Here is an 18,663-nt window from a genome sequence, read left to right as displayed (position 1 = left end):
GCCCGCCACCCGCCACCTCCACCCGAATACCTTCGGGAACATCACGCACCGGCGAATACGGCACCCGGCCCGAAGCCTGTCCAGAGTCCAGACGCGAAAAGCGGGACCGCCACTGCCTTGAAACGCCCAGGTCATAAGTGAGCCACCGCCGCGTGCGGCCCTCGGCCGGGCAATCGCCTCGACCAGGTGACCGGTCCGGAGCGAAAGCCCCGGCGTTCTGCAGTTATGGGCGGGCCGCGAAGTCGGCTCAGCGTAGGTGGCTCGTTTGGGGCGGACAGTGGGGAATACCGGTCAACCGGCTCGGCGACCGTCGTCGGGGACGAAGAGCCTGAGGACCAGTGGATCGATGGCTTGGGGGAAGCGGGGGGCGATGCCCGTGGGAGCTACGGGCGGGGTCGGGGGTACTGGGTGAGTTTGACGTGTGGAGGAAGGGAGTGGCCGGGGGCCGGGCGGAGGTAGGAGAGGTGGACCTCCTGGAGTTCCGGCAGGAGTGAGGCGGGGGAGAGGTCGACGGAGGCGTCGGTGCTGCCGTAGACCCTGACGCCGTAGAACTGGAGTCTCTGGACGCCGGGGAAAGCCGGGAGGGCGGCACTCAGCATGTCGCCTATCTCGGACACCTGATGGCGCAGGGTGATGACGCTGAGCGACTTCACCTGTGGAAGCCGGAGGCCGGCCGGTAGTTGGAGAGTGCCCCCTTCCGCCACACCGAAAGAGAGATCCGCCAGCTCACTCAGTGACGCCAGCGCAGCCCACTGTTCCGCGCCGAAGCCATCGGTGAGGCGCTGCAGTTGGACGGCTCTGATACGGGGCCAACGGGCGATGCCGACGAACTCGGCGCCAACGGGCCGGCTGAGGGTCAGGTAGTGCAACGGGGCATCGGAGGGCAGCACGGCCAGTCCCTCCGGCGGGAGAGCACAGTGGAGCAGCAGGGTGTGGATGTGACGCAGGCGGTGAAGTCCGTGTGGAACAGGTACGTTTTTCTCGTTCGGCCCGGAGACGCTCAGTCTCTGGAGGCGTAGATCCGCGAGCGGTGCGACGCTCTCGACCGCAGGGCAGTCCCAGAGTGACAGCTGCTCCAGGGAGGGGAACTCACGGAGAAATCCGAGGTCGGCGATCTCCGGATTCTCCGTGATGTTCAGGCTTTTGAGCAGGCCGAGCGGCAACGCTCCGAGGAGTTCGGCGGCGGTGAACGGGCCGCTCACCGCGATGCGTGACCGGCCGAGTGTCCGGAGCGAGTGCAGTTCGGCAGCGGACGTCGCGGTGAAGGTCACCTTGGCATCGAGGTGCTGGAGGACCTCCCGGGCATATGTGGCGGTATGGAATTCCGGCCATGACACGGCGAGTTGCACTTGAGCACCGAACGCGGGGTGACTCCGGAGGCGCTTCATGACTTCCAGCGCCGCCTCCGACCCGACGAGCGCCGCCGTTGCCACCACCTCCTGCGCCTCGTCGGCCAGCCCCTCCGGACCGGGCAGCAGTTCCAGTACGAGCGGCCCCACTTCGGCGAGCATCTGCGACTCCTCGCGACAGCGCGGCGGCAGAATCGCCCGTGCCCGCTCACTCACCTCGTCCCGTACGCGCGGATCGACTTCCGTGGCGTGTTCCAGGCACGCCAGGGCGAGCAGGTGGACACGTAGCCGGGCCGTGGCGTCCCCGATTCCGTCTCCGCGGTCCAGCAGCCCCCGCAGGATCTCCACCCGCTCCCGTGGCCGTGCATGGGCCACCGCCATCCGGATCACGTCCTCCCACTGGGAATCCTCCGCCTGCGCCACCAGCAGTCCGAAGTCGCCGTCCTCCACGGCCGCCTTGGCGCCTAGGTAGTCCTGGAAGGTGCGGTGGACGAAGTCGACGGTGCCAGGGGCCGGTTCGCGGAGCAGGCCGCTGCGCAGCAGCAGATGGCGGAAGACGGCCGTCGCATCGCCCTGCTCGGCGGCGGCGGGCACGGCCGGCAGCGCCTCGCCGAGGATGCGTTCGGCGCGCTCCCGGCCGAGTTCGCTGCGCCCGTTGCGGATCAGCCAGTAGGCCAGCCGCTGGAGGAGCTGGATCTGCGGCTCGTCGCTCAGCTCGATGCCGGTGGGCGCGGCCATGTCGCGCTCCCGGTCGCGGCGGGAGAGCAGCATGCCGAGGGCGGCGTCGTACAGCTCCTTGCGGCCGGTGGGCAGATAGCCGCGGCGGTCCCGGTGCAGGGCGCAGATCAGGCCGCACATGAGGGGGTTGGTGGCGAGCCGGGCGAGGTCCTGCTTGGTGTGGACGGCGGCCAGGAGGGACTGCTCGTAGGCGTCGAGACGTTCGGGGTCGTCGGCGTCGCAGCGGGCCGCGTCGTGCCAGCGGCCGATGAAGGCGGCGACCTCGGTGCGGCGCATGGCGGACAGCGTCAGCTCGCCGAAGCCGTCGGTGGCGAGCCAGTCGTCGCGCACGGCGGAGGGGCGGGAGGTGACCAGCCACAGGTTGTCCGGGAAGGCGTCGGACAGATCGCGCAGCCAGCGGCGGGTCGCCGCGCGTTCGCGTTCCGGGATCTCGTCCACGCCGTCGATCAGCAGCAGCGCCCGCCCGGAGGCCAGCACGCGGTCCGCCCAGCCGTCGGGCTGTGAGCCGGACACGGGACAGCCGACGGCCGTCAGAAAGCGGCCGGGGGTGGGCAGCGGCGCCCCGTCGCGGGCGAGGGTGCGCAGCGGGAGGACGAAGGGGACACGCCCGTAGAGGTGGGGGAGGGCCGTCTCGCCGGGCGCCTTGGTGCAGGAGACGGCCAGCCACTGGACGAGGGTGCTCTTGCCGGAGCCGGCGACGCCGCGCAGCAGTACCCGGTCGCGGCCGGCCAGCGCGTGGTCGGCCGGGACCGGCACGGGGGCCGGCGGCCCGCTCCGGGGGCCGGGCTCCCCCTCGAAGGGGCTGACGGCGGTCTCCTCGCGGGTGGCCGGGGCGGTCGCCTCCAGGCTCATGTAGGCCGCGTCCAGCGGCCACCGGTCCGGGGAGTGGGTCAGATCGATGCCGTAGATGGTGAGCCGGCCGTGCTTACGGGCGATGTAGGCGAGATAGCCGCGCTCGAACGCGGCGTCCGCGGCCCGCGGCGACGGATGCCGTTCGAGGAACTCGTCCATGCGCGTGATCAGGCTGTCCAGGCTGCGGCTCTGCTGGACCAGGGTGCGGGCCACGAAGGCCGACCGCTGGGTGAAGAAGTGCACGATGTGCAGGCAGGCGATGCCGAGCAGGGTGGCGTGCAGCCGCCCGGCGTCCCGGGAGAGACCGCGGACGGCGTGCGGGCTCGCCGCCTCCAGGCGCTCTGCGAGGGCGGCGGCGCCCAGCCGGACGGCCTGTACGTCGTCCATGTCGAGGTCGCCCAGGCCGCGCAGCGTGGTGGCCAGGGCCTCGGCCACCGCCCGCTCCTCGTCCGCCGGCACGGGGCGCTCGCCGGGCCCGGCGGTCCGTACGGCCCGGGTCACCAGCTCCGCCGCGATCTTGTGCAGGTCCTGCTCGGACAGGGTTCGCCGCTCACCCCGGAAGCTCACCAGCCCGGAGAGCCGTACCGGCTTCGCCACCAGGCCGGCGCCCGGTCCCTCCTTGACGAAGAGCTTCTTGACCAGCGGTGCGACCACGCCGGAGGCGAGCCGGACACCTACTGCTGACGGGTCCATGGTGCGTTCGCCCTCCCCCGTGGCCCGGGTGCTGCCCCCGTGGCCGGTGCTGCCGTCCGGCCAGGCTAGAGCGGTCGCCGGGGCGGCGGGTGAGGATCGGCCAGGTTCGCCCGCGGCGCGGACCACTGTGGCGGCGCTCACGGATATGCGGCCCCGATTACCGCCCAATACGGACATTTTGCGGGCCCGGGTAACCCGGGTCACAAAGGTCGGGTAACCCGGGTCACAAAGGCTGGGTAATCCACGCCACAAAGGCCGGGTAAGCCACGTCACAAAGGGTCGAGTTACCCGTGCCGAAGCGGTTCCGGAGGGCGGATCGGGGGTTCGAAAGGGGTGTGGAAAGGGGTTGGATCTTGGTTATCGGTGACATGGCACACAGGCGATTCGGGGCCTACTAAAAGAATTAGGGGAAGCGTGTCGCCGGGGTGCGGGGGTTTTCCGGGGTGCGGGAGGGGCTTGCGGTGGAGGGGTGGCGTCGGAGGGGTGGGGCCCGTGCGGCGCATGGGCGAAAGCCCAGTTCAGGGGGTGCGCAGGGGTCTCGGGCGGCCTTGCGAGATGTCCGAATTGGGGGGTTTCGTGAGGAGCTGCGAGGGGCACGCAAGGGCCTCGGTCACCCGGTATCTCGTACGGGTCGGGTTAGTAGAAAGGCCGCTTGGCAGGGCGGTGAAGGCGGGTTACCAAGGAATGGCGATCCCGGTCCGCAGCCGGGAAACCAATCAATTCACTGGAGGAAAACCCGCATGTCGAAGTTCACCGCTCTCCGCAATTCCAAGAAGTTCGCGCTGCGCAATCGCGTCGCCGTTGTCGCCGCCGGTGTCGGCGTTACTGCCGCCCTGGGTGCCGGTATTGCCACCGCCGCCGACGCGGGTCTGCAGAACCTGACCTCGGGCGTCGGTTCGACCGTGTCCGCCCAGGCCGACGCGCAGGCCAAGTCCGTCGCCGACGCCGCCAAGGCCAAGAAGGCCGCGGCCAAGAAGGCCAACGCCTGGGTGACGCCGGTCGACAAGTACACCCTGGGCTCGACCTTCGGTCTGGCCGGCAACATGTGGTCGCACAGCCACAGTGGCCAGGACTTCGTCGTGCCGAGCGGCACCGCGGTCAAGGCCGCGCACGCCGGCACCGTCGTCAAGGCCGGCCCCAACGGTGGCGGCGACGGCCCGGCCTACGGCAACGCCATCGTGATCAAGCACGACAGCGGCACGTACACCCAGTACGCGCACCTGTCACAGATCAACGTGAGCGTCGGCCAGCAGGTCGGCACCGGCGAGAAGATCGGTCTGTCCGGCAGCACCGGTAACTCCTCCGGCCCCCACCTGCACTTCGAGGTCCGCACCGGCCCCGACTACGGGTCGGGCATCGAGCCGACCGGATTCCTGCGGGCTCACGGCGACACCGTCTGAGCTGAGTCCGGCCGGACTGGCCGGCGGTGCGGCGGGTTTGCCGCCGTGACCAGTTCTGTGGCGACCTCGAGGATGGCCTTGCGCTTCTCCTCGGGGTCGCCCTCCAGGTTCTGCATCGCGAACATGCCCGCGTGCATGGAGAACAGCGCCGTGATGCAGCGCACCTGATCCGCCAGCTCCGCATCGGGCTCCCTGAGCAGCCCGAAGAGGGTGAGCATCCGCGCTTTGAAGGTCTCGCCGATGCTCAGGTCCCGCACCGCGGCCTGGTTCTCCTGCAGGAAGCGGAAGAGCGGCTCGGCGGAGCGCAGCGACTCGTTGTAGCGGCGGAGCAGCTCCTGCTTGGTCTCCAGGGTCCGCGGCTGCTCCTCGGCCCAGCCGATCAGCTCGTCGATGGGCCTGGTCAGGTCCTGGAACAGGCCGATGACGATGTCTTCCTTGGTCTTGAAGTGGTAGTACAGCGCCGCCTTCGTGACGTCGAGCTTCTCGGCGATCTCGCGCAGCGAGGTCTTGTCATAGCCCTGTTCGGAGAACAGTTCCAGAGCGACGTCCTGAATGCGCTGACGGGTGTTCCCCCTGCGCGCCTGTGTGCTCATGGTGCTCTCCTGCATCGTCGGTCCTGGTCAGAGGGCTGCCCGGTGGGGCGCCAGAGAAACTTACTTGACGCCCGGCTAGTTGCCCGCCTACCTTCATCACTGTACTGAACTAGCCGGGCGGCAAGTAAGTGGGAGTGAGTAATGGGGAAGTCGCAACATGCGACCCCGACGGGGGAAGGGCCGGCCTCGGCCGTGCAGAAAAGACCGGGCGCAGGCCAGGAGAAGCAGCCGGCCAGCGTGCGGATGGTGCTCTTCGCACTGATGATCGCGATGCTGCTCGCGATGCTGGACAACATGATCGTCGGCACCGCGATGCCGACCATCGTCGGTGAACTCGGCGGACTGGAACATCTGTCCTGGGTGGTCACCGCGTACACCCTCGCCACCGCCGCCTCGACACCGATCTGGGGCAAGCTCGGCGACATGTACGGACGCAAGGGCGTCTTCCTGACGTCCATCGTCCTCTTCCTGATCGGCTCCGCCCTCTCCGGCATGGCCCAGGACATGGGCCAGCTGATCGGCTTCCGCGCCGTCCAGGGCCTCGGCGCCGGCGGACTGATGGTCGGCGTCATGGCGATCATCGGCGACCTGATTCCGCCGCGGGAACGCGGCAAGTACCAGGGCATGATGGCCGGCGTCATGGCCGTCGCCATGATCGGCGGACCGCTCGTCGGCGGCACCATCACCGACCACCTGGGCTGGCGCTGGAGCTTCTACATCAACCTGCCGCTCGGCGCGATCGCGCTGGTCATGGTCACCGCCGTGCTGCACCTGCCGAAGAAGCGGTCGCAGACCCGGATCGACTACGTCGGCGCCGCGCTGCTCACCGTCGGCATCACCGCACTCGTACTGATCACCACCTGGGGCGGCACCGAGTACGCCTGGCTGTCCAGCGAGATCATCGGCCTCGGAGTCCTCGGCGTGGTCGCGCTCGGGCTGTTCCTGCTGGTGGAGCGCAAGGTCAGCGAGCCGGTGCTGCCGCTGCACATCTTCCGCAACGGCAACTTCTCGCTCGTCACGGTCATCGGCTTCCTGGTCGGCTTCGTGATGTTCGGGTCGATGACGTTCCTGCCGCTGTTCCAGCAGACCGTGCAGGGCGCCTCGGCCACCAACTCCGGCCTGCTCCTGCTGCCGATGCTGCTGGCCATGATGGCCGTGTCACTGTTCGCGGGCCGGGTCACCACCCGGACCGGCAAGTACAAGGTCTTCGTCGTGGTCGGCAGCGGCCTGATCACCCTGGGCCTGGTGCTGCTGTCCCTGATGGACACCGACACCACACGCTTCACCTCGGGCGCCTACATGGCGGTGCTCGGCGCCGGCATGGGCTTCCTGATGCAGACCACGATGCTGATCGCACAGAACAGCGTCGAGATGAAGGACATGGGCGTCGGCTCGTCCTCCGCCACCCTCTTCCGGACGATCGGCGGCTCCTTCGGCGTCGCCATCCTCGGCGCGGTCTTCACCCACCAGGTGCAGACCACCATGGTCGAACGGATCGGCAAGGCCGGCGAGAAGATGACCACCGGCGGCGCCCAGATGGACCCGAAGGGCCTCGCCCAGCTCCCGCCGATGATCAGGGACGCCTACTCGCACGCGGTCGCCTCCGGCACCCACCACGTGTTCCTGTGGGGCGCGCTGATCAGCATCGTCGGCTTCGCCGCGGCCTGGTTCCTCAAGGAGGTCCCCCTGCGCGGCGGCCCGGCCGAAACCCCCAAGAACGAGAACACCCCCGCGGACCGCACCGCGGTACCGGAGTCCGTCTGAACCGAACAACCGGCGACTGAGTCAGCCTGAGCCGCCGCACAGGTGGGGGTGCACGTGAGCGATCACGTGCACCCCCACCGGCCTTTCCCCATCCACCCACGGGAGGGGACGGGCCGGAGGGGCCGGTGTGTGGGACGTAAAGCGAAGCAGTCCCACGCACCGGCCCCGGAGGCCCGTCCCCGCACCCCGACAGCCCCGCGCAGCGGACCCCCGCCAGCCGCAGGCGCAACGGCGGAGGCACCCGCAAGCATCACCCGATGCCCACGCCCCGCGCAGCGGACCCGAAACAACGCGAGCCACCACGGCGGGAAAGCCGACAACGTGGGAAGCCCCCCACAACGCCTAACGATCCGGAAGATGGATCACCGGAAAGCTCCCCGTATTGGTCGGAGCGTTCTCCGGCAGCCAGAGGACGGACACCGCGCCCGTCGAACCATCGGTCAGCTCATCCGCGTTACGGAAGGTGAGCCGCGCCCCCAGCACACGGGCCTGGCCCGCCGCGATCGTCAGCCCCAGCCCGTGCCCACGGCCCGCCCGGTCACTGCTGCCCGTACGGAAACGGCTCGGCCCCTCCCGCAGCAGCGCCTCGGGGAAACCCGGACCGTGGTCCCGCACCCGCAGCACCCGGCCCTCGACCGTCACCTCGATCGGTGGCCGGCCGTGCCGGGCCGCGTTCGCGATGAGATTGCCGAGAATCCGCTCCAGCCGCCGCGGATCGGTGCTGACCTCGGCATCCCGTACGACATCGATGACGATGTCCTGGCCCAGCGCACGCACCCGGCGGGTGACGAACTCACCGAGCACCACGTCCTGCAGCTCCGCCCGCTCCGCATGACCGTCGAGCCGCGCCACCTCCAGCACGTCCTCGACCAGGGTGCGCAGCGCCTGCGCCCGGTCCCGCACCAGCTCCGAGGGCCGGCCCGGCGGCAGCAGCTCGGCGGCGGTCAGCAGACCCGTCACCGGAGTGCGCAGCTCGTGCGCGATGTCGGCGGTCACCCGCCGCTCCGCCTCGATCCGTTCCTGCAGGGCGTCCGACATGGCGTCCACCGCCCACGCCAGATCATCGGTCTCGTCCCGCACCCGGCCGCTGCCGACCTCGTCGCGGATACGGACCGAGGTGTCGCCGTCCGCGAGCTTTCCGGCCGCGGCGGCCGCCTTGCGCAGCCGCTTCGACAGCCGCCCGCCGACCAGCACACCCAGCGCGCAGCCGCCGACCACGACCGCCGTCGAGCCGATCACCAGCGCCTTGTCCAGGTCGTCCAGCACCTCGAAACGGTCCGGGAAACGGTCGTGCACGGACAGCACCCGGCCGTTGCTCAGCGGCGAGGCCGCCCACACCTCGGGCGCGGTCTGCCCGGTGTCCTGGAGGTAGGTGGCCCGCTTGTTCTTGGCGACCTCGTCCCGCAGCGGCTGCGGCAGCGCCGGATCGTCGATCCTCGCCCCGAACTGCAGCCGGTTGGTGGACTCGAAGATCTTCTGCGTGAAGTTGAGCCGCTCGATCTGCACGTCACGGCTGTTGTCGAGCATGGAATGCCGCGCCGCGTTGTGCACGACAAGGCTCAGCGCGATCGCGACCAGCGCTCCCACGAGCGCGATCGCGGCGCTGAGCTTCCATCGCAGCCCCGTCCGCAGGGCCAGCCTGACCACCGGCGGTGTCAGCCTCTCAGTTTGTATCCGAAGCCGCGGACCGTCTCGATCCGGTCCTGGCCGATCTTGCCGCGCAGCCGCTGGACATGGACGTCCACCACCCGGGTGTCACCACCCCAGCCGTAGTCCCAGACCCGCTCCAGCAGCCGGTCGCGCGAGAGGACCGTACCCGGTGCGTCGGAGAACTCCAGCAGCAACCGCATCTCGGTGGGCGTCAGCGCGACGTTCCGGCCGTCCTTGCGCACCTCCATGCCCTCCGTGTCGACCTCCAGATCACCGAACCGCAGCACCGCCTCGGCCGGATCATCCGCCTCGGCCCCCGCGGCCCCGCCCCGGTCCGGGCCGCTCGCATGCCCGAAACGGCGCAGCACCGCCCGGATACGGGCGACCAGCACCGCACCGTCGAACGGCTTGGTGACATAGTCGTCGGCGCCGGCCTCCAGACCGAGCACCACATCGATGGAGTCGGCACGCGCCGACAGCATGATCACCGGCACCGTCGACTCGTCCCGGATACGCCGGCACAGGCTGACCCCGTCGAGCCCCGGCACCATCACATCGAGCAGCGCGATATCGGGACGGTTCGCACGGAACGCCTCCAGCCCCGCGAGCCCGTCGGGCATCGCGGTGACCACGAAACCGTCCCGCTCCAGAGCGAGCTGGGTGGCCTCGCGGATGACGTCGTCGTCCTCGACGAAGAGCACATGGGTCTCGGCCATGCGGTTGTCTCAACCCTCCGTTCCGTTGCCGTCGTCCGGCGTGCCGCCCTCGACGGTGGTCTTGCTGTAGTCGGTGTGATAGCCGTTGTGCTCGACGAAGCGGCCGCCCTCCCAGCGGTAGGGCATCACGTCCTCACCCGAGGGGCAGCACACCTTGTCATCGGCGTCATAGGTCTGCTTCGAGACCTCCAGCTCGCCCTTGTTGACCGCGGCGGAGACCGAAGGCTGCTCGTTCGTGTACACGTTTTCATACCCGCCCTTCGCGCCGCCGCGCTTGCGAAAGACGTACGAGCCGATCCCGACGGAATCCGCGCAGGTCATCACGTTGACGATGACATCAGGGGCCTTGCCGCCGGTCAGCGACGCATAGGTCACCTCGACCGGGTACTCGTCCGCCGCGCACGGCTTGCCGAGCGACTTCTTCACGAACGCGCCGACCTCCGGGTCGTCCTTCAGCAGCTGGACCGCGTCGACCTTCTTGTAGTCCGCGGTCGAGGCCGGGCTGGGAGTGCCGCTCACCGGGCCCTTGGGGGGCACCGGGGTGCTGCTCGCGGAGCCCTCGCTGCGCACACCCTCGCCCCCCGGATTGCATCCGGCCAGCAAAAGACCGACGGCGGCCACCCCTGCCGTGGCCGCGCCGCATCTGGTCAACCCGATCCTGGTCAACCTGTTCCTGGACAATCCGCTCCCGCTCACCGTGCTGCTCGCACAGCCGCTGATCCCGCTGCTGCTCCTGACGCGATTGTCGCGCGTCGGGCCCGGAACCGTAAGGCACCTGTCGTTCTGCCCGTATTCACCGGTAAGGATAGATTTCGTGTGGTATCTGGGGTGATGTCGTGTGCCGTGCCGTGCCCCGCGGACCGTACGCGACCCGTCAGGCCGCGCACCGCTCCCGCTCCCGCTCGCCACGCTCCAGTATCCGCGCGTCGACATCACGCATCTGCAGCTCCTGGCGCAGCCGCGCCAGCGCACGGTGCAGCGTGCTCTTGACGGTACCCGTCGACATCCCGAGCGCCGCCGCGGTCTCCTCCGTGCTCATCTGCTCCCAGTGCCGCAGCACGACCACACTGCGCTGCTTCGGCGCCAGCACCCCGAGGATGTCCATCAGCAGGGCACGGTCGGCGCGCTGCTCGGTGCCGTCGTCCACACTCGCGTCCGGAAGCTGCTCGGTCGGCACCTCCTCCAGCTTGCGCGCCCGCCACCACTCCGTCCGCGTGTTGATCATGACGCGGCGGAGGTAGGCGTCGGCCAGCGACTTGTCCGCGATGCCGTCCCAGCGGCCGTACGTGCGGACCAGGGCCGTCTGCAGCAGGTCCTGGGCGTCGACCGGATCGGGCACGAGGCGCCGGGCGCTCCGCAGCAGGGCCTCCTGCCGCGTACGAACGTACTCTTCGAAGTCCAGTACCTTGCCGCCGCTGGTCGCCATCTCGACGCCTCCGATCCGCTTTCGTTTCCCCACGTTGACCGTGCTGGCGGTCATCTCCAGCACGAGGAAGACGCTACGGAGAGGGTGTTGCGACGTAATGTGCGTGGGCCCCACAGCGAGAACACGGAAAACCCTCGGTTGTGTAACAGCGCGCCAGGGGTCATACCTCGGACGGACAGCGGGCCCCCACGCGTCCTCCTCCGGGGGGAGAAGCACCCCCGCCACAAGGCCTACCGGCCGCGACACGACGGCAACGACGCTCGACGAGGGGCCTCCTTCAGGCCGTATCGAGTCACCTTCCGGTCAAGCTGCCCGAAAGGTGACAACCAATCAGGCAGGGGCCCGTCACGCCAGGGTCAGGCAGGGGCTCGTCACGCCAGGGTCAGGCAGGGGTCTGCCACGTCGGGGTCAGGCAGGAGTCCGTCACGTCAGGAGGCGCGGCCGCCGAAGCAACCGCGCCTCCTGTTACCCGTCCGCGTGACAGCCGCGCTACGTCAGCGGCAGCCGGTACCGGCCCCCGGCCAACGGCTCGACCAGACCGTCCGACACCAGCCCGTCCAACGCCCGCGCCCGCTGCACCGGCTCGTCCCACACCGCGTCCAGCACCTGCTGCGGCACCGGCGCCACCGCCTCCCGCAGCACCGCCAGCAGCTTGCCGCGCACCTGCCGGTCCGTACCCGCATAGGACTGGGTGCGCCGCGGCGGACCGTCGTGCGCCGGAGACCCGGCCTGCCGCCACGCACACTGCGCGGCGATCGGACAACGGTGACACTCCGGAGCACGCGCCGTGCACAACAGCGCGCCCAGCTCCATCGTGGCCGCCGCCCAGCGCGCCGCCAGTTGCTCGTCCTCCGGCAGCAGCGCACGCGCCAGCTTGCGCTCCGCCGCCGTGGTGGCGTTCGGCGGGAACTGGCGGCCCGCCACCGCGCGGGCGAACACCCGGCGCACATTCGTGTCCAGCACCGCGTGCCGCTGCCCGTATGCGAAGGACGCCACCGCCGCGGCCGTGTACTCGCCGACACCGGGCAGCGCCAGCAACTGGCTGTGCTCCCGCGGCACGTCACCGCCGTGCCGCTCCTGTATCGCGGACGCGGCGGCGTGCAGCCTCAGGGCGCGCCGCGGATAGCCGAGCCGGCCCCAGGCCCGGACCGCCTCGCCCGGCGCCTCGGCGGCCAGGTCGGCGGGGCGCGGCCAGCGGGCCAGCCACTGCTCGTAGACCGGCAGCACTCTGCTGACCGGGGTCTGCTGCAGCATGAACTCGCTCACCATCACACCCCAGGCCCCCGCTTCGGGGCGGCGCCAGGGCAGATCGCGGGCGTGCTCGTCGAACCAGTCGGTGACCGGGCCGTGCAGCACGGTCCCGTCGGCGGCTTCCGCGGCCGCGTCGGCGGCGGAAGCGGTCTCGGCGGCGGCGGTCGTGGCAGTGGTGGTGACAGGCGTCGAAGTCATGGCACTGCCGATCCTGGCACGTCCGGCGCCCCCCAGGAAACGCACCGGGCCCGCCCCGCCGCACGCCACCCACACGCAGGACGGCTGGGGGGTCTTGGGGGGTGGCTACTGGGGGGTAGGGAGGGGGTGGGTAGGTGAGGGGGAGGCGCGCGGGGTGGTGGGTGCGGGGGCGGGCGCGTGGGCCCGGCGTGTGGCGCTCGCGGCCACGCCCCGGCGGGAACTGACTACTCTCAGTAATCGTTGCTGGAATAGAAGGAGGCGGCAAGCAAGGATGCGGGCATGGCGGAGATGAGCGAACCGGAAGGCGCGGGCGAGGGTGCAGGCGACGGCACGGGCGAGGGCGCGGGCGGGGGCGGCGGGGCAGCGCCGGGTGACGCCGCGCGTGTGCATGGCGCGGGGAGTGCGAACGGCGTGGTGAGTGCGAAGGGTGCGGCGGGGGCGGGTGGAGCCGGAGGGCCGAGCGGGTCGAGCGGACCGGGTGGCTCGGCCGGAGCGGGTGGCTCGGCTGGGCCGGGAGGTGTGGGGGCGGTCGGTGGCCCGGCCTGCCCGGCGGCGATCCGGCGTGCGCTGGCCGCGCATACGACGATGACGCTCGCGTACGTGGATGAGGACGGGCCGCAGGCCTGCGCGGTGCTGTACGCGACCGACGCGGAGGGCGGGGAAGCTGGCGGTGCGGCCGGTGCGGCGGAGGGTTGTGGGGAGAGTGGTGAGGCGGCTGGCGCTGGGCCCGCCGGTCACGACCACGACCACGGTCACGGCCCCGGTTCCGTCTCTGCCGGTCATGGGCCCGCCGATGCCGGGCCCGTGTTGTATTTCGTCACCGCGGCCACGACGCGGCACGGCCGGGCCCTCGCGGAGGCCGGTGCGCGGGTCGCGTTCACGGCGCAGCGGGACGGCCAGGAGTGGAGCGGCCTGACGGGGATTCAGGGGAGGGGCACCTGCCGCCCGCTGACCGGGGCTGAGCGGGCGGTCGGCTGGCAGGTCTATGTCGAGCGTTTCCCGTTCGTTGCGGCGAGCGACCGGCTGCGCGCCGCCCTGGAGCGGACCACGCTGTGGGAGCTGCGCCCCGACTGGCTGCGCCTGATCGACAACGGACAGGGCTTCGGCCACAAGGAGGAGTGGTCGGGGCGGTGAGCCCCGCTGGGGCGGCCCCGGGCGTGAGGCGATCGGGCGCGGTGAGGCGGCCCGGCGCTGAGGCGATCCGGGCGGTGAGGCGGCCCGTGAGGTGAGGTGGCCCGGGTGGTGAGGGCCCCGAGGTAGCTGGGACGGGATGGCTGGGGCGGAGGGGCGGCTGGGTTGGCGAGCCAGCCGAGCCAGCCGAGGTCGCTGGGGCGGCTGGGGCGACCGGGGCAGCCGAGGTTGCTGGGGCGGTTGGGGTGGCTGGGGCAGGCGGGTCCGCCGAGACGGCGAGGTGGTGGGCCCGTGACGATCAACGGGCCTGCGGGCCAAGATCGTTGTGGCGTTGTCAGTGGTCGGCGCGGGGGCGGCTGGTGAAAGTGCGGCCGGGGGGAAGTGGGCCGAGGGTCGGCGGGGTTCAGGCGTTTTCGGGGTGGAAGTGGGGGTGGGGTGGTGGCTCCGGGCCGATCATGGGAAAAGTTGCAGCCGGATGCGGCGGGTACTGGCCGGTGCGGGGGCCGATCTCTCGTAGAGTTTCCGCGTGGGATCACTGCGCAATCCGATCGGGCCGCTTCCCTCCTCCATTTACTGGCGGCGGAGGGCTGTTGCGCTGACCATCGTCGTCCTGCTCGCCCTGTTGGTGGTGTGGGCTCTCAACTGGGGCGGGGGCGCCGGGAAGAGCGGCGATGAGGGCAAGGGGGCGCACGGCAAGGGCCCCGCGACGTCCATCACGCCGGGGCCTTCCGCCAGTGGCCCGGCGAGCGACCAAAAGCCGGGCGGGCGCGATGAGTCGGGCGATGACGAGGGGTCGGGCTCCGGTTCGGGTGGCTCGGGTGCCCCGGGCGGTGATGACGACGGTTCCGGGGGCGGTTCCGGGGACGGTGGTTCCGGTTCCGGGGGCGGGCCGATCGGGCAGGGGTCCGGTAAGAACGCCGTTCAGGCAGGGGTCTCGCTTCCCAACTGTGTCTCCGGCAAGGCGGAGTTGGATCTTCGTAGCCTCAAGCACTCCTACGCGCCCGGCGCCCGGCCGAAGTTCGAGCTGACGGTCGAGAACGCGGCCGGGGCGGCCTGCAAGGTGGACCTCGGGCAGAAGGCCACGGTGCTCACCATCAGCGATGCCGCGGGTGACGAACCGGTGTGGGCCTCGAACGACTGCCCGTCGGGCACCGCGCCCGCGCTGTTGAAGGTGCCGGCCAAGGGCGCCGTGGAGCGCACCATCGAGTGGGACCGCCGGGCCAGCGCCCCGCAGTGCAGCACGCCGAGTGCGGCCAAGGTGCCCGCCGGGAAGTATGAGATCGAGGCCAAGGTGCCGGGGCTGGACACGGCCCGCACGACGTTCGTCCTGGCTGAGGGCTGAGGGCTGAGGGCTGAGGGCTGAGCCCAAGCGCTGAGCCCAACCGATGAGGGCCGAGTGCTGAGAGCCAAGCGGTAGACGCTGTCGGTCGTTGGTGACGGCTGAGGTCGGTGAAGGCTGGGGCTGACGGCTGGGCGCCGGGGCACGGGACCGGGCCCTGGGGTGAAGCCGAGGGCCACCCCGGGGCGGACGGTTGTCTTCCGGTTGTTCTGCTCAGAGGGATTCCGCTGAGAGCGTGGGCCGCTGGCCCCGGCCACCACGGTCCGGCACAGTCGCGTCATGAGGCTACTGATGCTGGGTGGTACGGAGTTCGTGGGCAGGGCGGTCGTCGAGGCGGCGCTGGCGCGGGGGTGGCAGGTCACGGTGTTCCACCGGGGGAAGCACGCCCCGCCGGAGGGGGTGACCGCGCTGCACGGTGACCGTGGCGACGCGGTGGGGCTCGCGGCCCTGGAGCAGGGCGAATGGGACGCCGTCGTCGACACCTGGAGCGGTGCGCCGTCGGCGGTGCGGGACACGGCGCGGCTGCTCGCCCCGCGGGTCGGGAGCTACGCCTATGTCTCCAGCACCTCGGTGTACGCGTTTCCGCCCACCTCCCCGTACGGCGAGCAGGCCCCGCTGGCGGCCGGGTCCCCCGACGCCACGGACGCGGAGGACTACGCGCAGGCCAAGCGGGGCGGTGAACTGGCCGCGACCGAGGCGTTCGGGGAGCGGGCGCTGCTGCTCCGCGCCGGGCTGATCCTCGGGCCGTACGAGAACATCGGGCGGCTGCCGTGGTGGCTGGGCCGGATCGCCCGTGGTGGCCCGGTCCTCGCGCCGGGGCCGCGGGAGTTGGCGCTGCAGTACATCGACGTCCGGGACCTGGCCGCCTGGACGCTCGACGCGCTGGAGGCCGGGCGCGGTGGTGCGTACAACCTGGTGAGCGCGGCGGGGCACGCCACGATGGGGGAGTTCCTGGAGAGCTGTGTGGCGGCCACCGGTGCGGACGCCGAGCTGCGCTGGACCGCTCCGGAGGAGGTTCTCGCCGCCGGTGTCGAGCCCTGGAGGGAACTCCCGGTCTGGCCGGCGGACGGTGAGCTGAGGAACGCGGTCTTCGGGGCCGATGTGTCCAAGGCCCTGGCAGCCGGACTGCGTTGTCGTCCCGTAGGCGAGACGGTCGCCGACACCTGGGCCTGGCTCCGGAGCATCGGCGGGGTGGCCCCGCAGCGCCCGGACCGGCCGGTGGTGGGGCTGAGCCCGGAGAAGGAGACGGCGGTCCTGCAGGGGTGAGGGTGTGGCCCAGCCGGCGGGGAGTGAACGGTTCTGGCGGGTAGCGAGGTGTGGCGCCGACGGGATGAGCGGGCCGGGGCCGGCCGTGGTCCTGGCAGGGTGAGCGGGGTCGGTCGGGCCGTGGCCCTGCCCGGGGTGAGCGGGAGTCAGGGGCGGCCTGGCCCCGTCCATCCCATCGGTCCGGTCAGCCAAGGGAGTCGGCCCCTCCGGCCTGCCCGCCGGCCCCGCCGTACAGCGCCCGTCCGTAGAGCCCCGCGTGGAACCGGATCGCAAACCAGCCGAACTCCCCCCGGCGCCGGAAAGGGCCGTGACATGAGCACGGGGGAGACTCGGCCCTTCCCGGCGGCACCATGGTCGGTCGTGGGGGTGCCGGGGGCCCAGGGCCGAACAGCCCTTTCCCGTAGGCCGGGTGGCCCTGGGGGAGGGGGTGGCCGGTTCGCCGTGGGACCGGGTGGGGCGGTCGTGGTGCTCGCGTACGCTGCTGGTCGGGGACGGTTTCGGGGCAGTGGGGGGCAGTGCGGTCATGTCCGATCCGAAGGGGCCCGCACCTCAGGCGCGTTGGCCGCACCCCCGTCCGCCGGCGGACCGGATGCGCAGTCTGCTGGACGCCGTGATGGGGCTGGGGCGGGGTCTGGAGTTGCCGCAGGTCCTCCGGGGCATCGTGGAGGCGGCGGTCACCCTCACCGACGCGGAGTACGGGGCGCTCGGTGTGGTGGGCGACGGGCAGCGGCTCTCGCAGTTCCTGCCGGTGGGGATGGCCGACGAGCTGATCGCGGCGATCGGCCCGTCGCCGTGCGGCCGCGGCATCCTCGGCGAGCTCATCCGCCGTCCCGAGCCGCTGCGGCTCACCGATCTGACCAGCCACCCCCACAGTCACGGGTTTCCCGACCACCATCCGCTGATGCGGACGTTCCTGGGGGTGCCGGTCCGGGTGCGGGACGAGGTGTTCGGCAATCTCTACCTCACCGAGAAGCGGGGCGGCGGCTCGTTCGACGCCGAGGACGAGGCTGTGGTGACCACCTTGTCCATCGCGGCGGGGGTGGCGATCGACAACGCCCGGATGTACCACGAGAGCCGCCGCCGGGAGCGGTGGCTGGAGGCCCTGGCGGAGATCACCCGGAGCCTGCTGTCCGGTACGGCGGCGGACCAGGTGCTGCGGCTGATCGCGGAGCGGGCCCTGGAGGTGGCCGGTGCCGACTGTGCGGCGGTCCTGCTGCCGGCGCCGTCGGAGCCGGACCGGCTGACGGTGGCGGTGGCGCACGGGGTGGGCGCCAGCCGTATCGCGGGGCTGACCGTGCCGGCCGAGGGATCGCTGCCCGGGAGGGCCGCGCGTACCGGGCAGCCGGTGGTCAGCCCCGATGTGCGGAGCGATCCGCGAGCCCATCATCTGGGTCCGGGCGGTCCGGGCGGTCCGGGCGGTCCGGGGGGTCCGGGCGGTTCGGGCGGTGCGGCGGACGAGGAGTACGGGCCGGTGGTAGCCGTGCCGTTGCAGGTCGACGTCGGGTGCGGGGCGCTGCGGCTGTGCCGGCTGGCGGGGCGGCCGGCCTTCGACGAGAGCGAGGTGAAGCTGATCTCGGGCTTCGCCGATCAGGCCGTGATCGCCCTGGAACTCGGGCGGCGGCGGGCCGAGTCGGAGGAGCTGGCGGTCTTCCACGACCGTGACCGCATCGCCCGCGACCTGCATGATCTGGCCATTCAGCGGCTGTTCGCCACCGGTATCACGCTGCAGAGCGCGACCCGGCTCATCGACCGTCCGGAGGCGGTGGAGCGGGTCGGGCGGGCGGTCGACGATCTGGACACCACCATCAAGATCATCCGGTCCACCATCTTCGAGCTGCGCACGGCCGGGGACGGCGCCGACAGCGCGAGTCTGCGCCGTGGGCTCACCGAGGCCGTCCGGACGGCCTCGCGCACGCTGGGCTTCACCCCGTCGCTGCGGATCGACGGCCTGGCGGACACCGACGTCCCCGGCGACCTGGCCCCGCACATCCTGGCGGTGACCGCGGAGGCGCTCAGCAACGCCGCCCGGCACGCCCGCGCCCGGCGCCTCGATGTCGCGCTGACCGTGGCGGACGAGGTGACGCTGACGGTGGTGGACGACGGGGTGGGCGTGGGCGGCGCGCCGCACACCGGGGGGCTGGCCAATATGCGGGCGCGGGCCGAGATGCACGGGGGCCGCCTGACGGTCGGGTCGCCGGAGTCCGGCGGCACCCGGATCGTGTGGCGGGTCCCGCTCACGGGCTGATCCGTAGCCGTAGCCGTAGCCCTATCCGTATCGCTATCCGTATCCCTATACC

At 71.4% G+C, this 18,663-nt stretch carries 14 protein-coding genes; 7 read left to right on the top strand and 7 right to left on the bottom strand.

The genetic code is table 11. The features are described from left to right. Positions 1-383: 383 nt before the first annotated feature. Positions 384-3,632: an NACHT domain-containing protein gene (locus tag ACGFN2_RS03555; protein WP_393357231.1), complete on the bottom strand. Its 3,249-nt coding sequence runs from the start codon at positions 3,630-3,632 to the stop codon at positions 384-386. Between the two features lie 740 nt (positions 3,633-4,372). Between ACGFN2_RS03555 and ACGFN2_RS03550 the strand changes: the two genes are divergently transcribed. Continuing rightward, on the top strand, positions 4,373-5,032 hold the full coding sequence (locus ACGFN2_RS03550) for a M23 family metallopeptidase (RefSeq protein WP_393357229.1): 660 nt from the start codon (positions 4,373-4,375) through the stop codon (positions 5,030-5,032). Here ACGFN2_RS03550 and ACGFN2_RS03545 read toward each other — a convergent pair. Beyond that, on the bottom strand, positions 5,014-5,625 hold the full coding sequence (locus ACGFN2_RS03545; RefSeq protein ID WP_362610554.1) for a TetR/AcrR family transcriptional regulator: 612 nt from the start codon (positions 5,623-5,625) through the stop codon (positions 5,014-5,016). The two genes, ACGFN2_RS03550 and ACGFN2_RS03545, sit on opposite strands and share 19 nt — an antisense overlap. A 243-nt stretch (positions 5,626-5,868) precedes the next feature. Here ACGFN2_RS03545 and ACGFN2_RS03540 point away from each other — a divergent pair, with 243 nt between their 5' ends. Continuing rightward, entirely contained in the window at positions 5,869-7,389 is a 1,521-nt protein-coding gene (locus ACGFN2_RS03540) for an MDR family MFS transporter (RefSeq protein WP_393357979.1), read from the top strand. 342 nt (positions 7,390-7,731) lie between these two features. On the opposite strand, the gene cseC is transcribed toward ACGFN2_RS03540, so the two are convergent. The 3 genes from cseC to ACGFN2_RS03525 are packed head-to-tail and all read right to left on the bottom strand — an operon-like array spanning position 7,732 to position 10,376. Then, positions 7,732-9,036, bottom strand: a complete 1,305-nt coding sequence (gene cseC, locus ACGFN2_RS03535; RefSeq protein WP_362611326.1) for a two-component system sensor histidine kinase CseC — start codon at positions 9,034-9,036, stop codon at positions 7,732-7,734. Positions 9,037-9,044: 8 nt separating this feature from the next. Then, complete coding sequence (cseB, locus tag ACGFN2_RS03530) at positions 9,045-9,755, bottom strand: two-component system response regulator CseB (RefSeq protein WP_362611329.1); 711 nt, start codon at positions 9,753-9,755, stop codon at positions 9,045-9,047. 9 nt (positions 9,756-9,764) lie between these two features. Beyond that, positions 9,765-10,376 carry a hypothetical protein gene (locus ACGFN2_RS03525; RefSeq protein ID WP_393357226.1) on the bottom strand — a complete coding sequence of 204 codons (612 nt, stop codon included), beginning with the start codon at positions 10,374-10,376 and terminating at the stop codon, positions 9,765-9,767. Between ACGFN2_RS03525 and ACGFN2_RS03520 the strand changes: the two genes are divergently transcribed. Next, positions 10,297-10,587, top strand: coding sequence for a hypothetical protein (locus ACGFN2_RS03520; RefSeq protein ID WP_393358019.1), 291 nt, complete (start codon positions 10,297-10,299; stop codon positions 10,585-10,587). The two genes, ACGFN2_RS03525 and ACGFN2_RS03520, sit on opposite strands and share 80 nt — an antisense overlap. 42 nt (positions 10,588-10,629) lie before the next feature. On the opposite strand, the gene ACGFN2_RS03515 is transcribed toward ACGFN2_RS03520, so the two are convergent. Together ACGFN2_RS03515 and ACGFN2_RS03510 are read right to left on the bottom strand one after the other, a co-directional pair. Beyond that, positions 10,630-11,235 (bottom strand): SigE family RNA polymerase sigma factor, encoded by a 606-nt coding sequence (locus tag ACGFN2_RS03515; RefSeq protein WP_393357977.1) that lies wholly within the window; start codon positions 11,233-11,235, stop codon positions 10,630-10,632. 435 nt (positions 11,236-11,670) lie between these two features. After that, on the bottom strand, positions 11,671-12,630 hold the full coding sequence (locus ACGFN2_RS03510; protein WP_362611335.1) for an A/G-specific adenine glycosylase: 960 nt from the start codon (positions 12,628-12,630) through the stop codon (positions 11,671-11,673). Between the two features lie 804 nt (positions 12,631-13,434). Here ACGFN2_RS03510 and ACGFN2_RS03505 point away from each other — a divergent pair. The 4 genes from ACGFN2_RS03505 (at position 13,435) to ACGFN2_RS03490 (ending at position 18,611) form a co-directional block, all read left to right on the top strand. Beyond that, positions 13,435-13,764, top strand: a complete 330-nt coding sequence (locus ACGFN2_RS03505) for a hypothetical protein (RefSeq protein ID WP_393357224.1) — start codon at positions 13,435-13,437, stop codon at positions 13,762-13,764. A 523-nt stretch (positions 13,765-14,287) separates the two neighbouring features. Continuing rightward, positions 14,288-15,103: a hypothetical protein gene (locus tag ACGFN2_RS03500; protein ID WP_393357222.1), complete on the top strand. Its 816-nt coding sequence runs from the start codon at positions 14,288-14,290 to the stop codon at positions 15,101-15,103. A 276-nt stretch (positions 15,104-15,379) separates the two neighbouring features. After that, positions 15,380-16,366 (top strand): NAD-dependent epimerase/dehydratase family protein, encoded by a 987-nt coding sequence (locus tag ACGFN2_RS03495; protein WP_393357220.1) that lies wholly within the window; start codon positions 15,380-15,382, stop codon positions 16,364-16,366. A gap of 589 nt (positions 16,367-16,955) precedes the next feature. Continuing rightward, positions 16,956-18,611 carry a GAF domain-containing protein gene (locus ACGFN2_RS03490; RefSeq protein WP_393357975.1) on the top strand — a complete coding sequence of 552 codons (1,656 nt, stop codon included), beginning with the start codon at positions 16,956-16,958 and terminating at the stop codon, positions 18,609-18,611. Positions 18,612-18,663: the final 52 nt, after the last annotated feature.

The sequence above is a fragment of the Streptomyces sp. NPDC048612 genome (assembly GCF_043199295.1).
Classification (GTDB): domain Bacteria; phylum Actinomycetota; class Actinomycetes; order Streptomycetales; family Streptomycetaceae; genus Streptomyces.
Note: the sequence above shows the minus strand (reverse complement) of the source record. Positions and strands in the feature narration are given on the sequence as shown.

Excerpts from the sequence above, each read along its gene's own strand:
- ACGFN2_RS03555 (WP_393357231.1), bottom strand. The coding sequence starts at position 3,632 with ATGGACCCGTCAGCAGTAGGTGTCCGGCTCGCCTCCGGCGTGGTCGCA.
- ACGFN2_RS03550 (WP_393357229.1), top strand. The coding sequence starts at position 4,373 with ATGTCGAAGTTCACCGCTCTCCGCAATTCCAAGAAGTTCGCGCTGCGC.
- ACGFN2_RS03545 (WP_362610554.1), bottom strand. The coding sequence starts at position 5,625 with ATGAGCACACAGGCGCGCAGGGGGAACACCCGTCAGCGCATTCAGGAC.
- ACGFN2_RS03540 (WP_393357979.1), top strand. The coding sequence starts at position 5,869 with ATGGTGCTCTTCGCACTGATGATCGCGATGCTGCTCGCGATGCTGGAC.
- cseB (WP_362611329.1), bottom strand. The coding sequence starts at position 9,755 with ATGGCCGAGACCCATGTGCTCTTCGTCGAGGACGACGACGTCATCCGC.
- ACGFN2_RS03515 (WP_393357977.1), bottom strand. The coding sequence starts at position 11,235 with ATGACCGCCAGCACGGTCAACGTGGGGAAACGAAAGCGGATCGGAGGC.
- ACGFN2_RS03510 (WP_362611335.1), bottom strand. The coding sequence starts at position 12,630 with ATGACTTCGACGCCTGTCACCACCACTGCCACGACCGCCGCCGCCGAG.
- ACGFN2_RS03495 (WP_393357220.1), top strand. The coding sequence starts at position 15,380 with ATGAGGCTACTGATGCTGGGTGGTACGGAGTTCGTGGGCAGGGCGGTC.
- ACGFN2_RS03490 (WP_393357975.1), top strand. The coding sequence starts at position 16,956 with ATGCGCAGTCTGCTGGACGCCGTGATGGGGCTGGGGCGGGGTCTGGAG.